The organism is Geomicrobium sediminis (assembly GCF_016908595.1).
GTDB lineage: Bacteria > Bacillota > Bacilli > Bacillales > Marinococcaceae > Geomicrobium_A > Geomicrobium_A sediminis.
The window spans coordinates 73,665-87,760 of sequence record NZ_JAFBEC010000012.1; the positions used below are offsets into that span (position 1 = coordinate 73,665).

The window sequence follows — 14,096 nt, forward strand, 5'->3', positions numbered from 1 at the left end:
ATTATATACCCATTATTTATTTTCTTTAAACTTCCTTCTTACGATAATTAAAGTGAAATCGTCACGAAGTTGGAATTCTTGCCAACGTTCTAAGTCTCGATAGACGTTATCGACGATTTTTTGCGTGCTTAAATGCTTATATTTTCTAATGAGCGCCGTAATTTCTTCTCGCTCGATAAATCGTTCTTCGGTCCGGCATTCTGTAACACCATCTGAAAGAAGAACAACAAAATCACCTTCACTCATCTCACGACTAAACTCTCGATACTTCGCTTCTTTCGAAATACCGAGCGCCAGTCCTTTTGCGTACAGCTCTTCAAAACGATCTTGCTGTTCACTATAATAAAAGCCAGGTTCATGTCCTGCTCCGCCGTAATAAAAGATATGGGACTTCGGATCATAACTACCATACATCATCGTTACGAACATGTGTGAAGCAATGTTTTGTTCAATGGTACGATTTAACGATTCGAGAAGTTCACCTGGCTGTAAGATCGAATTCGGCATACTGTCCATTGCATATTTGATCATCGACATACAAAGAGCAGCTGGAATCCCCTTTCCGATAATGTCCGCAATCGCTACACCAATAAGGCCGTTTGCATCTTTAATGACGTGATAATAATCCCCACTCATCTTTGATGCTGGCACTGTAATGACACCAATATCAAGTTCCTCGACATCCGGAATTTCACTAGGTAACAGAGTGTGTTGCATGTTGGCCGCAACATCAATCTCATTCTCCAGTTCCTTCTGACGATTACGAAGAATTTGATGCTCTCGATAAGCCATGCCATAGCCGATCATCACTTCTAGGAGAAACTCAAATGATTCTTGTGTCTCTGGCGGGATATCCGGATAGAGCTCCTGAATCACCTCGAGATGTATGCTAACGATTTCTTCAGGAGAAACTTTTTCCTCTAACACTTTTTTACTGAACTGTTGAGCATCGTATAAGCTTTGTTCGTTTTTCTTTTGCAAAAAACTAAACAAAATCTCTTTATAGCTCTGTTGTAGCGTTTCGTAAGTGTCCATCCCCGAACATCCTTCCTTCTAACGGAGCCACTTGATCGTCGTAATCGTAGTACCTTCCCCAGGTATTGACTCGATGTCAAATTCATCCATCAGTCGCTTTACCCCTGGTAAACCTGCACCTAAACCTCCAGAAGTCGTAAATCCGTCAACCATAACATCTCGAAGGTTTTCAATCCCCGGCCCCTTATCACTAGCAACGACTTTTATTCCACGGACTTTCCCGTTTTTATGATTATCACTAATTTCTTCTAAATCAATCTTACCAATTTCAGTGTACAAGTAAATGTTTCTTGCAAGCTCTGAGATGGCTGTCGTAATTCTTGCTTGATCCACACTCCCAAAACCAATCTCTTTGGAAAGCTCACGACCTGCCTGGCGAGCAGAAACAATCCCCCATTCATTGGCTATTTCAATACAGGAATGGTTACTCATATACGTCAACCCCCCAATTCCTGTTGCAATCGCTCAAGACCTTGCTCCAGGTCAAGTGCTGTTTGCACTTCCTGAAGAGAAACCCCCATATCAATCAAAGTAATGGCTACTGCAGGCTGAATACCTGTCAAAACAACTTTTGCCCCCATCAAACTAGACATCTCAACAACATCACCGATCACTTTCGCGATAAATGAATCAATCATATCGACCGATGTTAAATCAATGACTACCCCTAGTGAGCCTTCTTGATGGATCTTATTTAATAAATCTTCTTGAAACTGTAGCGCAGTTTGGTCATCTAATTCTACTTGTACCGAAATTAACAAGTAACGACCCAGTTTGAGTATAGGAATACGCATTAATTCAACCCTCCACCCGTAACAGGCTCTTCATTTGTAATAATATCGCGATGTGTCATTTGCAACGCTGCTTCTACACCCTTCTTAAGCGTACTCTTTGTCGTAAAGTTCCCAAGATCAATTCCCAAATTAACAATTGTTTGTGCGATCTCTGGTCGAATACCGACGAGTAGACACTCTGCACCAACTAGCCTAACAGCCTCTGATGCACGAATAATATGATGTGCAACCATCGTATCTACAAGAGGCACTCCTGTAATATCAATGAGCACGACTTGCGCACGATGTTCGATAATACCATCTAATAAATTCTCCATAATTTGCGAAGCTCGCTTCGTATCAATCGTTCCAATCAATGGCATAACGACGATTTTATCGAAAACTGGAATAAGCGGAGCTGATAACTCCTTTAACGCAACGGTTTGTATTGCCTTCACTTCTTCGTGATTCTTCGCAAATTCGGTTGTTAAATCAGTAATTTGTTCATCTAGCCAATCTTCAAGCTCGCCGGACAGATCAACAAACTTTTCCCTATCGTAATGATTGGACAAGTCTTTCATCACAATGCGACGTAGCTTTTGTAAGCTCATAATAAATTCACTTACGACCCAGCCATCGTGAATGAGTCGCTCTGCAAAACGCTTTACAACTGCTCGCCTAGAATGCCCGTCCATAGTAAGCGTATCGAAAATTACTGAAACAAACTCTTCTTTCATTTCATCCTGAATATATTGAGGTTTAATCGTGGATTCAGAGCGGGAAAATAATAATTCATCAAACGAAACTCTCCACTGCTCAATATAGTGATCCTTGTTGTCGATCATATGTTGTAATACGATTGAACGCATAATCAGTCACACCACCGTCATTAACAAAATCTTGTCACCTGACAGAATTACGCACAGGGTACGCTATTCTCATTATTCCATTTTGTGCCCTTGAAAGCAACTCACAACTGTTGATTGGTTTGTCTTTTTCCAATAAGAAAAAGCTGCCACACGAAAATACGTTGGCAACGATTAAGAAACGTTATAGAAATGGGATAAGATCTAGAATAATAACGCCATAATTCTCTTTATTAAATACCGCTGACTAACCTTCTCCCCATCTTCATTTCACACTCTTCCTCTAAGCCGAAAGATTCGGAAGCAATTGACAAGTTAATGGTAGCCATTTCAAGATATCCTTGTTGCATGTGTTCACGAACACCTTCAGCTTTGTGTTCGTACAAATATTTAGTTGCGGATTGATGGATAAATTCGTTGCGTTCAACACCATCATACTTAATCATATTGTCCACCTCTTGCAATAAATATTGGGGAAGGCTAATCGTAATTTGTCTAGAACGATCATTAGACAAGGTAAGACACCTCCAACACTATAGTCCCTGTAATGTCCTTTATCAATAATAGCATTGACTGTCTTTCATTGCAAAAGCATTACAGTACAGTAAACCTCTTTATACCTCTCTTACCCATTCGCCGTCTATCGCATAATTCCTTCAAATTACGACAATGTTTTTTGAACATATCGCCTCGGGACACGGTTTGTAATTAGACATGGAATTTCATACGTAATCGTGCCTAAACGATCAGCGATCTCTTCGATCGTAATGCGCTCTTTATTATCCTCACCAATTAATGTAACCCGTTTCCCGACGGGCATTTCCTTGGGAAGACGCACCATCATTTGATCCATACAAATGCGTCCGATAATTGGCAAACGCACCCCATCGATAATGACTTCTCCACCATTCGCATTACTACGAATCCAGCCATCACCATATCCGATCGGTACCGTTCCAATCCACTCATCTTGTGTGGCTGTGTACGTTCCGCCATAACTAATTTTACTTCCTGAGTTTACATGTTTTACATGTGATAAATGACTATATAAAGAAAGCGCTGGGGCTAACGAAAAAGGTAACTCCGCTTCTAAATCCGTTGCAGGTAACAATCCATACATCGATATGCCAAAACGAACCATGTTATAACAAGCATCTTTAAACCTCATACTTGCAGCACTATTTGCACAATGAATAAGTGGGATCTGCCTGTTCTCACTTTTTAGTACATTGACTAGCTCGTCAAATCGATGTTGTTGCTCTTTATAATAGGTAAGATCTAGTTCATCTGCGGTTGCAAAATGCGTAAAAAGACCTTCTAATTCTAAGCATGATTCTTCATCAATCGCTGTTAAAACTTCTTGAACTTCTTCAATCGATCTTACACCGATTCTTCCCATGCCCGTGTCATACTTCACGTGTAATTTGAGCGAGTGACCTGGTTCAATATGTTCCTTAGCCGAAACTAACCATTCTCGCTGAAATGTTGCGAGTGCAATGTCTAGCTTTGCAGCTACGCCTGCCCCACTTGCATCAGTACGTCCTAGTACAACAATTGGCGCTACTATTCCGTCCTCACGCAATTCAATCGCTTCTTCAAGAAGTGCAGTCCCTAAAACCGTTGCTCCGCCATCGAGTGCAGCTTTTGCAACTTCAATGGCTCCGTGACCATACCCGTTTGCTTTTACGACCGCCATGATTTGGCGTTCACCATGATGCAACCGATCTAGAGACGCTACGTTTTGTTTAATTGCTTCTTTGTCCACTTCGATCCAAGTTTCTCGATACAATTGTTCCATCGTCTGTCTACCCCTAGCGTTCGTTAGTCTATCTTCATTATGTCTACGCATTCTTATGACTGTCAATCGTATATGTAGTAATTACGTTAAAAAAGAGTCCACGTACGTGGACTCACCATTATTTTTCGTGTGTGGCTGTCATTGATCTGGCAACAGCTGCCATTTCATCGACGTGAAGCGTATCTGATGCAATCACAAACTCCACACCATCCACTGACCATGTAAGTGAATTATCAGTCTGAATACCGATCACTTCACCTAAGTCAACTGGATCTCCTGCACCCATATCTCTAGTCGGTGTTACCTCTGATGAAGTGGACATGGATAACGGTTGCTGAATAATTGTAAATGGCTGTTCACCTTCATAGGACATGATGACACGAATGCCATCGTCTGTTTGAACCTCAGACGTTTCAGAGAGCTCAGTGTTTGCAGGCTCATACGACGGCATAAACACACCAAACACATCTTCCTCTGTTACCTCGTCTGTTGATACCGGAGCTTCTGATTCTTCAGGTAAGTGACGATCCATATCGAACTCACTGCTATCAATTGCAGGATTTAACTCAAAATCATGGAAAGCAACTTCAACGAGCGGTTCATAGTTCTGATCAAACACCCGAACTGCATGAGGTGTTAAATCATCATTAAGAACGATTTCTTGTTGTTGCAGATTCTGATTTTGGTAGTTCGTTACAGTCTCAAAAACATATTTGTCCTCTTCAATCGCAAAGGAACGCTCTGAATCACTTAAAATGTCGGTCACGAGTGATTCATACAAATACATTTGACTGTTGTTGCTCGGCCAATCACTTTGAAAACGAAAGCTTTTGTTTAACGCAGGCGTCAACAGAAAAACACCATCGTCATTTCTTAAAATCATTTGATTTTGCTCTTCATTTTCGTTTTGAAGTTCCACACGGTAATAACGATTCTCTTCGTTTTGAACATGAGCGATTTGAACATCGTATTCCCTAGGTTCTTGGCCCGTCTGCATCGTAAGCGATGCTGATGTTTGATATCCACTCATCGTCTGAAGTGTTTCACCGAGGTCTTCAACCACTTCTTCTTCTGATTTTTCTCCGCATGCTGCAAGTAAGGCAATCGATAAAAAAGCGACCGTACAAAATCCGAACTTCTTTTTCATCAAACCTCTCTCCTTTGTCTTCGATGTAACGACAAAGGAGGAACCTATCACATTGTAAAAAAAGAAATGTGGTAATAGAAAGTGACGAGTGTTATTCACTGGATGTTTAGAGATGGATTGCCTTTTTCCGTCCATAAGTCATCGTGATGAAGAAAAATCTAGATGTTTAGTACATGTCTAAGTTACGTGTTGTTCAACCATCGTTTCATCACGACACCACCTCGCAATCTCTTGAATTGAGTTTCTAGCTTCCCACTCTACCACTCGTATTCACATGTTCTTACCAACATTTCAGGCCCCTCCTAACCGCATTACATCATATGAGACAACCTATGCGGTTATTCCAGCCTGTCTAAAAAACTTCCGTTTCAATAATGACGTTTGCGATGGCATAATGCTTACTGTGCGACACACTCACATGCACTTGGTGCGCCTCTTTAAGCTTGGTACAGTTGAGCACCGGCTTGCCATTTTCGTTATTATTTATTTCAATGTCCTGAAAGCTAATTTCTGAACCTATTCCTGTCCCATATGCTTTTGCAAATGCTTCTTTCGCTGCAAAGCGTCCCCCTACATATTCGACCTTACGCCTTTTTGATAATTGAGCATAACTCCGTTGTTCGTTTGATGTAAGAATACGCATAATAAAACGAGGTTGACGTTCAAGTAGCTTGGAAATCCTCTCTAGTTCAACGATGTCAATTCCATTTCCAATAATCATCGTCAATCCTCCTAATCAATTCATTCGAATGAATGAATCACAATATGATAAGATTAAATACGATTCTTGTACAATTGAGGTGGCTGTATGTTCGTCCGCAATGAAAGTTTCTATACGTTCAGACGCAATTATCCGATCGTGACAACGTTAATTGCCATTCACATCGTTTTATTTTTTCTCGCTTTCCTTGGTCAAATCGGGATATTCCCACCAGGGATTTGGATTCAACATTTAGGTGTCGGGTTAAATCTAGCGATTGCAGAAGGACAATGGTGGCGATTAATCACACCGATTTTTCTACACGCTGACTTAATGCACATGTTGTTTAACTCTTTTGCTCTCTTTTTGTTCGGTCCACCGCTCGAGAAAATGATTGGCCGCACGCGATTTATAAGTTTTTATCTCGGTACTGCAGTCATCGCGAACATCGTAACCTTTATTCTTCAGCCGTTATACTATAGTCACGTTGGTGCATCGGGCGCAATCTACGGGTTACTCGGTATGTACGTTTATATGATGATCTTTAGAAAAGAACTGATTGACGCAAGTAGTAGACAAATCGTTACAGTCATGGTTGTCATTGGCGTGATTTTAACATTTCTTAATCCGAGAATTAATATACTTGCCCACATTATTGGGCTCGTAGCAGGAATGGCACTAGCCGCCCCTTTTCTAATAAAGGCAAGGAACTTCTTTACAATCCCACTCGTTCGCCCTGAACGAAGTGAAGGAAATGACATCGGATTTGACCCAAATCGCTGGAAGAAGAAACGACGAATGCCCATTAAAGGGGCTAGCATCATGAATGTTGTCGGGATCGTTTTTATCATTCTCGTCGTGATTGGCTTACTTTCAAACTTAGTTTAGGAGAGGTTGCGCATGAAAAGAGCGGCAATCATTTATAATGAGCACGCAGGTCAAGCGAATGATCACCTAAGTATTGAACAAATTAAAGCGCAAATCGAGTCACATAGTTTCCAATTAAAACTTTGTCCTACTTCAAAGCCTGGCGATGGTGAACGAATTGCAAAAGAAGTAGGCAAAGACGTAGATACGTTGTTTATCTTTGGTGGTGACGGAACGGTCCATGAGTGTATAAACGGCGTTCCTTCGTTACAAAGCAGACCGAATCTTGCCGTTTTGCCTGGTGGGACGTGCAACGACTTCGCCCGCACGTTAGGCATATCAATGAACCTTGAGGAGGCCATTGATCAAGTATGTACCGGAACGACCAAAACGGTGGACGTCCCGAAAATGAATGACCGTTACTTTTTGAATTTCTTTGCTGTCGGTTTAATTGCTGACACATCTGAAAACATTAATGAGGAATTAAAAGCAACAATCGGTCGATTAAGTTATTTTTGGAGTGCACTTCAAACCGTTACGAACCCGACTCATTATACGTACACGTTAACGAGTGATGATCTGCATCTAACTGGAGAAGCCGTTATGATTCTCGTCTCTAACGGAAATTACATTGGTTCCATCGGATTACCTGCACAACACGAGTTAGATGACGGTTATTTAAATGTCTACATCGTTAAAGAAGGTGGACTTTCCTTAGTGTCAGCCTGGAAGGAAGCCAAACTTAATGACCAATTCGACGAAAATGAGAACAATCTCATTCACCATCAGCTCAAACACTTAACATTGCATGTTGAGCCAGAAGGTAACGTAGACATCGACGGTGAAGATGGCGGGAAGACGCCTGTTACAATTACACTCGGTGACAAAGTTACGTTTTGTATTCCAAGTGAATCACAGTAAACACTGAGCAGATCGCTCAGTGTTTTTTAGTGAAACTCGATTGGACCGAGGTAATTCGGTGCAACCGGAGGATGCAACGTATTCGTTAACGTGTATGGACCAACGTCTCGAACATCTTGATCCTCAATTCCTTCAAACTCTATCTCACGATAGCCATAATCTGCTGCAGTTAATAACACACCTTCAACAAACATGATGAGTTCATGTTCGTTAACATCCTCAAAACCGTCATATGCAAGTGCAATTCGTTCTTCATCAATTTCAGTTACCGATTCCAAATCAAGCTCTTCAGGAATGACTGAAAAGTATCGATCGCCTTGTTCTTCCAACTCCATGCGTTTTAACGTCTCTTCTAAACTGAGGTCCTCTTCTCGCTCAACATCCAAGCTCTTCCCAGTGACGAGGTATACATATTGATCTTCAACAGGCAATAAATAATACCCATTTGCTTCGTCTCGCTCTTCAGTGGTTGCACTTAACACTTCTTCAACTTCACTCGGTAAATCTAATGTCGCAAACGTTTCAAATCGACTTACTTCTTGTAAAGCTTCTCGTACTCGATCCATACTTCCTTCTTGAATTAAGCGTTGAATTGGTGAATCCCTTAAACCAAATTGCTCTGGGTCCACCCCGTTAAGCAATGTATCAATTTCATCTAGAATACTTTGCTCGTCAATCGTGAATGTGACATTTACAACCGTCTGCTCATCTGGTGCCAAAAATGGCAATGTGTACATCCCAGGACTCTCTGAGCTTGCCGCTAACGGATAATCGTAATCATCCCATTCTCCATTTAACTCAACGTCGTCTTCTGTTGTTTCGGGTGTCTCTTCTTGACGTTCATACGATTCATCGTTTTGTTCAGGTTCATGCGGGACAATTTCTTCTGGTTGTTCCGAGTCTTCTATATAATGTTGCGCTTGGTCTTCATCGCTGTCAGTGGCATCAAACTCTTCTTCTTCATCACTTGTAATTGCAAGTTGTTGATCTTCATTTTGATTTCCCCCTTGTGATGATAACTCACTACCATCTTGAAGGAGAGGAACTTGAGAAATCACAATGATAGCAAGTATTAATACTGCTGCTGAAGACATACCAGCAATGACCGGTCGACTAAAACGATCACGCTTCGGACGATTTGAACGTGTCATCGTTTCAGCTTTTACACTTTTATAAATCTCGTTCTTATTCCGATCATCTTCTACACCGCGAAGCTTTTCTAACTTCTTGATTACTTCTTCGTCTTCATATCCATTATGACTCATGCTTCTCTTCCTCCTCTCGCAACGTTTTCTTTAATTTCAAGATGGCACGATGCTGTGTCGTCTTCACTTTACTTTCTGACCAGCCTAATGCCTCTGCCGTTTCTTTGACTGTAAAAGATTCAATGAATCGCAAAATCAAAACTTGTTGCTGATCTACAGAACACTTCCCTAAAGCCCGGTAAGTAACCTCTAGCTCTTCTTTTGCAATTGTCCTTTGCTCAGGCAAAGGTTGATGATCTTGTATGTCAATTTTTTCATCAGAGACGACCATGCCAAACCATTTCCTTTTTTGACGATTTTCTTTTCTAATATAATCAATGGTGACATGTTTTGCGATTGAAAACAGCCACGTCTTTTCATTACTTCTTCCATCAAAGCGATCATATGAATGAAATACTTTTATATAAACATCTTGTACAAGTTCTTCTGCAACATGGCGATCTCGAACCATGTAGAAAATGAACTGGAACAACGATTGATGATATTGTTCATAAAGGCGGTCGAACGTTTCATACACGATTACCGTTCCCCTTTGTAGTCGTTATTTAGATTATCGCGTTACACATTTATTCCGTAATTTTTTATTATGACAGAAAGCACGCTACCTAACTTACTCGGCAACGTGCTCATTTTTGTATTATGAAAAGGCGAGGACGAAGACCCAATAGCCAACAGCATATAAAGCAACAAACATTAAAATGCCTGCTAACCATTTTAGGTTCGATCTACGTTGATTCATAAATTCACCTACTTTAATTACGTTCGTTCATTATTATAGCATGTTTCTTTTTTTACTCGTTCGTAAAAAAGTGAAAAAGAAGTGATTTTTATTTCATATATAAAATGACAAGTACAGGTTATCTTTGACAAAGAATGACATTTAAAACTAGAATATGTGGAGAGCTACATAATAAGGAGGAATTGTGGAATGAAACGACCGATTCAATTTTCTGCAGCAGCATTATTAACAGTAGGAATGTTAAGTGCTTGTGCTGAGGATGATACTGCACCGGCTGAAACTGATGGAGAAGACACAACGACTGAACAACCTGAAGATGAAGACACTGATGACGAAGAAGCTAACGACGAAGACATAGATGACGATGAAGATGAAGACGAAGATGATACGGATGAATCTGTAGAAGATGCTGATGAAGAAGATGAAGAAAGTTCTGAATCCGATGACGAAACAGCTGCTGATATTGATGAAGCAGAAATGATGGAAGAAGACTTTGAACTCGTATTCTACGACGATCAAGTATTAGAAATGTATACAGAAACTCATACAATCAGCGGTGAAGGTCAAGAAGGGTTACTCATGAGCGCATTAGAACAATGGCTTGCTGGACCTGACCATGAAGCACTCGTCTCGGTTACTGAAGATGAAGATGTTTCTGTACAATCTGTAGAAGACCATGATGGTGTTGCTCATGTATCTTTTTCAGAAGAATTCGCTTTTCTTAATGTCGGTTCTGGATTAGAAGTTGGCATTATGAATCAAATCGCTCACACCGCTCAACAAGCTGGTTTTGAGTCTGTGCTTGTTTTAATTGACGGTGAAAGTGCAGATACTGTATTCGGTCATGTAGATTCATCCGAACCTTACACACCGGACACAGACCTAGACTCATATGACTCTATTGAAGATTAAAAAACTTCCCTAATCAAAAGCGCATGGGTACTCCAACGGAGTACTGCTATGCGCTTTATTTTTTTGTAATAATATTTACCTATTCCTATGACTCACTCCTCCTGCAACAATGTCAGAAGAAGTTTTCCTAAATTGACTCTTTTAGACACTTCGCCTAATTATTAGGAAATATATCTTAGATAACATAGATGTAATGCAAATGTAACAAAGAGGGACGATTACTGTTATGACAGCATCGAACAAATAACAATAGGCCTTTGGATTCTTTTTCCTAATGCAACAATCACAGTGACTTGTTATGGTAACACTCGTACAAATCACACAGGAGGTTTTACGAGTTTATGAGACGTTTAAAATATTTCCTTATGCCACTCGCATTTTTCTTTATGTTTACTAATACAACTCAAGCAAGTTCCGTTCATACCGTAACTGATGGTGATTCATTATGGAGCATCGGTGTTGATTACGGAGTTTCGATGCAAGAAATCCAAGAGTTAAACGGAAAGCCTGATACGAATCTTGCAATCGGTGAACGTTTACAATTACCAGATTCAATATCTGACGAAGAATTAGATCTACTTGCCCGCTTAATTCATTCTGAAGCACAAGGTGAACCTTATGCAGGTAAAGTAGCTGTTGGTACAGTTGTTCTCAACCGTGTTGCGGACGACCGTTATCCAGATACGATTACAGATGTGATTTATGAAGTCGTGAATGGCTACTATGCATTCAGCCCTGTTCTTGATGGAACGATTGAAGAACCAGCAGCGGATGAATCTAAGCTTGCTGCACGTGAAGCACTCGCATTTGAAGGACAAGGCGAAGGTTCGATTTTCTTCTACAACCCTGACACTGCGACGAACCATTGGAATGCTACTCGTGACGAAACAAAACGTATCGGCCAACACGTATTTGCTAAATAAAGAAGAAAAGCCATTTGTCAAAAGACAAATGGCTTTTTGATTCCCAATACGTAAGACGTGGCCATGTTTTATGCCATTTTTTCTTAGCAAGACGTGCTTCATAAATCGGTATTAGCATTTGATTCCTAAGGAAAGCAGGGGTAGGTTTCACATGTAGCTGAAATGCATCTGTGAGCCCATGTGGTGCTGAAATGAGTAGTTCTCCGTTTTTGTCTAAAGATACGCCGAGAGCTGTAGCGGTTTCAGGGAACTTTGACATTGCATCTGTCGATGAAAGATATGGCTTCACACCGTTTCGGTTATGCATTCTTACTTGGTTTTTTACAGACCATGGCAGATTCGGTCGTAGTAAGAGAAGTTGATCTTCAAGTTCACGATCCACTTGCTCACTCATTCGATCTTCGCGGTTATCAAAATGTATCACATCAATGTCAGCTATAGACGTACGCGTAGTAAATGTATGTACAGTATCCCAAATCTTCGTACGAACAAACCCGGCACAAACCCACCAATCTTGCAATTCCAATTGTTGAACAGTTCGAAGTACGTCCATCATCCACTCATCACGTTCGATCAATACTTTTAATTTTTGTTCATACATGTAAAGACCTCCAAATTAAAAAATTCCGTATTCCTAATGGTATAAACTCGCATATGGTATTCAATAGGCAATAATTTCGTTATAATGAAGGAAAAGAATAAATGGGGTGGGAATTTGGCGTCACAAACGCATATTTTTTCTAGACGAGAAGAGCTTGCAAATGCGATTACACATGGCGTTGGCTCATTGCTTAGCATTGCAGGTTTAGTTTTACTCGTCGTGTACGCTTCCATCAACGGCACAGCTCTTCACATCGTAAGTGCTGCCATTTTTGGAGCAACAATGACGTTGCTTTATGTAAATTCAACTTTACTACACAGTTTCCCACAAGGGAAAACAAAAAATTTATTCGAGATCTTTGACCACTCTTCCATATACTTGTTCATCGCTGGTACGTATACACCGTTTCTCTTTCTGGTCTTAGAAGGAGCACTAAGCTGGACATTGTTCGGCATTGTTTGGGGTATTGCCCTCATTGGCATTGCATTTAAAGCTTTTTTTGTGAAACGGTTCGTATTTTTATCGACCATCTTCTATATTGGTATGGGTTGGATCATTGTTATTGTGTGGCAACCATTAGCCACAGTATTACCGCATTCAGGCATGATGCTTTTACTCGCAGGCGGGATTTTTTATACAGTCGGTACCGTATTCTACGTGTGGCGAAGTTTCCCTTATCACCACGCAGTATGGCATGTATTCGTCATTGCAGGTTCGATGGCACACTTTTTCGCCGTCTTCCGATACGTATTACCATTATAAGTACAAAAACCCGAAGCCGTTTGGCTTCGGGTTTCATTATTTATTTCGTGTTAAACATCTGCGTCCAGTAAGAACCGTAACTTCCACCTTCAGCATATCCAACACCAATGTGTGTGTAGTCAGCATTTAAGATGTTTTCACGGTGCCCTTGAGAATTCATCCAACCGTTGACGACTTCTTCTGGTGAACGTTGACCCGCAGCGATGTTCTCACCTGCTCCACGGTACTCAACACCATAATGGTTCATCATGTCAAATGGCGAACCGTATGTTGGGCTATCGTGAGAGAAGTAGTTGTTGTCTCTCATGTCTTCTGATTTTACTGTTGCAACTTCGTTTAATTGCGTGTCTGCTTCAAGTGGTGAAAGTCCACGAGACGTACGCTCATCGTTCGTAAGGTCAATAACCTCTTGAACAAATGCATGTTGATCTACGGATTGATCTTGATCAGATCCTTCATTCTCTTCTGGCTCGTCTACTTCTGGTGTTTCTTCTTCGTTGCCTTCAGTTGGCTCGTCTACTTCCGGTGCTTCTTCTTCGTTGCCTTCAGTTGGCTCGTCTACTTCTGGTGCTTCTTCTTCGTTGCCTTCAGTTGGCTCGTCTACTTCTGGTGCTTCTTCTTCGTTGCCTTCAGTTGGCTCGTCCACTTCTGGTGCTTCTTCTTCGTTACCTTCAGTTGGCTCGTCCACTTCTGGTGCTTCTTCTTCGTTACCTTCAGTTGGCTCGTCCACTTCTGGTGCTTCTTCTTCGTTACCTTCAGTTGGCTCGTCCACTTCTGGTGCTTCTTC

Annotated in this window: 17 protein-coding genes; 5 read left to right on the forward strand and 12 right to left on the reverse strand. The window is 41.0% G+C overall.

Annotated elements, in window-relative coordinates; genetic code table 11:
* Window positions 1-12: 12 nt before the first annotated feature.
* The 8 genes from JOD17_RS17265 to acpS all read right to left on the reverse strand — a co-directional run bounded on the left by JOD17_RS17265 (window position 13) and on the right by acpS (window position 6,340).
* A complete protein-coding gene (locus JOD17_RS17265; RefSeq protein WP_204699238.1) occupies window positions 13-1,035 on the reverse strand; it encodes a PP2C family protein-serine/threonine phosphatase in 1,023 nt (340 codons plus the stop codon).
* An 18-nt stretch (window positions 1,036-1,053) separates the two neighbouring features.
* Entirely contained in the window at window positions 1,054-1,467 is a 414-nt protein-coding gene (locus tag JOD17_RS17270) for an anti-sigma regulatory factor (protein ID WP_204699239.1), read from the reverse strand.
* Between the two features lie 5 nt (window positions 1,468-1,472).
* The gene (locus tag JOD17_RS17275) at window positions 1,473-1,829 is read right to left on the reverse strand and encodes an STAS domain-containing protein (protein ID WP_042420388.1); all 357 of its coding nucleotides are present in this window, start codon (window positions 1,827-1,829) and stop codon (window positions 1,473-1,475) included.
* Window positions 1,829-2,677 carry an STAS domain-containing protein gene (locus JOD17_RS21620; protein WP_204699240.1) on the reverse strand — a complete coding sequence of 283 codons (849 nt, stop codon included), beginning with the start codon at window positions 2,675-2,677 and terminating at the stop codon, window positions 1,829-1,831. The genes JOD17_RS17275 and JOD17_RS21620 overlap by 1 nt, the downstream gene beginning before the upstream one ends.
* Window positions 2,678-2,907: 230 nt before the next feature.
* The gene (locus JOD17_RS17285; RefSeq protein WP_204699241.1) at window positions 2,908-3,189 is read right to left on the reverse strand and encodes an antitoxin; all 282 of its coding nucleotides are present in this window, start codon (window positions 3,187-3,189) and stop codon (window positions 2,908-2,910) included.
* A gap of 146 nt (window positions 3,190-3,335) precedes the next feature.
* Window positions 3,336-4,472 carry an alanine racemase gene (gene alr, locus JOD17_RS17290; RefSeq protein ID WP_204699242.1) on the reverse strand — a complete coding sequence of 379 codons (1,137 nt, stop codon included), beginning with the start codon at window positions 4,470-4,472 and terminating at the stop codon, window positions 3,336-3,338.
* 118 nt (window positions 4,473-4,590) lie between these two features.
* Window positions 4,591-5,619 carry a LolA family protein gene (locus JOD17_RS17295; RefSeq protein ID WP_204699244.1) on the reverse strand — a complete coding sequence of 343 codons (1,029 nt, stop codon included), beginning with the start codon at window positions 5,617-5,619 and terminating at the stop codon, window positions 4,591-4,593.
* A gap of 352 nt (window positions 5,620-5,971) precedes the next feature.
* The gene (gene acpS, locus JOD17_RS17300; RefSeq protein WP_204699246.1) at window positions 5,972-6,340 is read right to left on the reverse strand and encodes a holo-ACP synthase; all 369 of its coding nucleotides are present in this window, start codon (window positions 6,338-6,340) and stop codon (window positions 5,972-5,974) included.
* An 87-nt stretch (window positions 6,341-6,427) separates the two neighbouring features.
* On the opposite strand from acpS, the gene JOD17_RS17305 reads away from it, so the two are divergent.
* Both JOD17_RS17305 and JOD17_RS17310 read left to right on the forward strand, forming a co-directional pair.
* Complete coding sequence (locus tag JOD17_RS17305) at window positions 6,428-7,207, forward strand: rhomboid family intramembrane serine protease (RefSeq protein WP_204699248.1); 780 nt, start codon at window positions 6,428-6,430, stop codon at window positions 7,205-7,207.
* A 12-nt stretch (window positions 7,208-7,219) separates the two neighbouring features.
* Window positions 7,220-8,107: a diacylglycerol/lipid kinase family protein gene (locus JOD17_RS17310; protein WP_204699250.1), complete on the forward strand. Its 888-nt coding sequence runs from the start codon at window positions 7,220-7,222 to the stop codon at window positions 8,105-8,107.
* Window positions 8,108-8,133: 26 nt separating this feature from the next.
* Here the strand turns inward: JOD17_RS17310 and JOD17_RS17315 are convergent, their stop codons facing one another.
* Both JOD17_RS17315 and JOD17_RS17320 read right to left on the reverse strand, forming a co-directional pair.
* Window positions 8,134-9,372: a hypothetical protein gene (locus JOD17_RS17315; RefSeq protein ID WP_204699252.1), complete on the reverse strand. Its 1,239-nt coding sequence runs from the start codon at window positions 9,370-9,372 to the stop codon at window positions 8,134-8,136.
* On the reverse strand, window positions 9,362-9,889 hold the full coding sequence (locus tag JOD17_RS17320; protein WP_042420377.1) for an RNA polymerase sigma factor SigX: 528 nt from the start codon (window positions 9,887-9,889) through the stop codon (window positions 9,362-9,364). Before JOD17_RS17320 ends, JOD17_RS17315 begins: the two co-directional genes overlap by 11 nt.
* A gap of 411 nt (window positions 9,890-10,300) precedes the next feature.
* Here JOD17_RS17320 and JOD17_RS17325 point away from each other — a divergent pair, with 411 nt between their 5' ends.
* Both JOD17_RS17325 and JOD17_RS17330 read left to right on the forward strand, forming a co-directional pair.
* Entirely contained in the window at window positions 10,301-11,023 is a 723-nt protein-coding gene (locus JOD17_RS17325) for a GerMN domain-containing protein (protein ID WP_204699254.1), read from the forward strand.
* Between the two features lie 341 nt (window positions 11,024-11,364).
* Window positions 11,365-11,946: a cell wall hydrolase gene (locus JOD17_RS17330; protein ID WP_042359748.1), complete on the forward strand. Its 582-nt coding sequence runs from the start codon at window positions 11,365-11,367 to the stop codon at window positions 11,944-11,946.
* Here the strand turns inward: JOD17_RS17330 and JOD17_RS17335 are convergent.
* Window positions 11,939-12,547 carry a nucleotidyltransferase family protein gene (locus JOD17_RS17335; RefSeq protein ID WP_204699256.1) on the reverse strand — a complete coding sequence of 203 codons (609 nt, stop codon included), beginning with the start codon at window positions 12,545-12,547 and terminating at the stop codon, window positions 11,939-11,941. The two genes, JOD17_RS17330 and JOD17_RS17335, sit on opposite strands and share 8 nt — an antisense overlap.
* A gap of 114 nt (window positions 12,548-12,661) precedes the next feature.
* Here JOD17_RS17335 and trhA point away from each other — a divergent pair, with 114 nt between their 5' ends.
* On the forward strand, window positions 12,662-13,309 hold the full coding sequence (gene trhA, locus JOD17_RS17340) for a PAQR family membrane homeostasis protein TrhA (protein ID WP_239575682.1): 648 nt from the start codon (window positions 12,662-12,664) through the stop codon (window positions 13,307-13,309).
* A gap of 40 nt (window positions 13,310-13,349) precedes the next feature.
* On the opposite strand, the gene JOD17_RS17345 is transcribed toward trhA, so the two are convergent.
* The coding region (locus tag JOD17_RS17345; protein ID WP_204699260.1) for a CAP domain-containing protein at window positions 13,350-14,096 on the reverse strand (747 nt) is incomplete at its 5' end.

What these genes read in the sequence shown, in the direction of transcription:
- JOD17_RS17265 (WP_204699238.1), bottom strand. Translation starts at nt 1,035, where the DNA reads ATGGACACTTACGAAACGCTACAACAGAGCTATAAAGAGATTTTGTTT.
- JOD17_RS17270 (WP_204699239.1), bottom strand. Translation starts at nt 1,467, where the DNA reads ATGAGTAACCATTCCTGTATTGAAATAGCCAATGAATGGGGGATTGTT.
- JOD17_RS17275 (WP_042420388.1), bottom strand. Translation starts at nt 1,829, where the DNA reads ATGCGTATTCCTATACTCAAACTGGGTCGTTACTTGTTAATTTCGGTA.
- JOD17_RS21620 (WP_204699240.1), bottom strand. Translation starts at nt 2,677, where the DNA reads ATGCGTTCAATCGTATTACAACATATGATCGACAACAAGGATCACTAT.
- alr (WP_204699242.1), bottom strand. Translation starts at nt 4,472, where the DNA reads ATGGAACAATTGTATCGAGAAACTTGGATCGAAGTGGACAAAGAAGCA.
- JOD17_RS17295 (WP_204699244.1), bottom strand. Translation starts at nt 5,619, where the DNA reads ATGAAAAAGAAGTTCGGATTTTGTACGGTCGCTTTTTTATCGATTGCC.
- acpS (WP_204699246.1), bottom strand. Translation starts at nt 6,340, where the DNA reads ATGATTATTGGAAATGGAATTGACATCGTTGAACTAGAGAGGATTTCC.
- JOD17_RS17305 (WP_204699248.1), top strand. Translation starts at nt 6,428, where the DNA reads ATGTTCGTCCGCAATGAAAGTTTCTATACGTTCAGACGCAATTATCCG.
- JOD17_RS17310 (WP_204699250.1), top strand. Translation starts at nt 7,220, where the DNA reads ATGAAAAGAGCGGCAATCATTTATAATGAGCACGCAGGTCAAGCGAAT.
- JOD17_RS17315 (WP_204699252.1), bottom strand. Translation starts at nt 9,372, where the DNA reads ATGAGTCATAATGGATATGAAGACGAAGAAGTAATCAAGAAGTTAGAA.
- JOD17_RS17325 (WP_204699254.1), top strand. Translation starts at nt 10,301, where the DNA reads ATGAAACGACCGATTCAATTTTCTGCAGCAGCATTATTAACAGTAGGA.
- JOD17_RS17330 (WP_042359748.1), top strand. Translation starts at nt 11,365, where the DNA reads ATGAGACGTTTAAAATATTTCCTTATGCCACTCGCATTTTTCTTTATG.
- JOD17_RS17335 (WP_204699256.1), bottom strand. Translation starts at nt 12,547, where the DNA reads ATGTATGAACAAAAATTAAAAGTATTGATCGAACGTGATGAGTGGATG.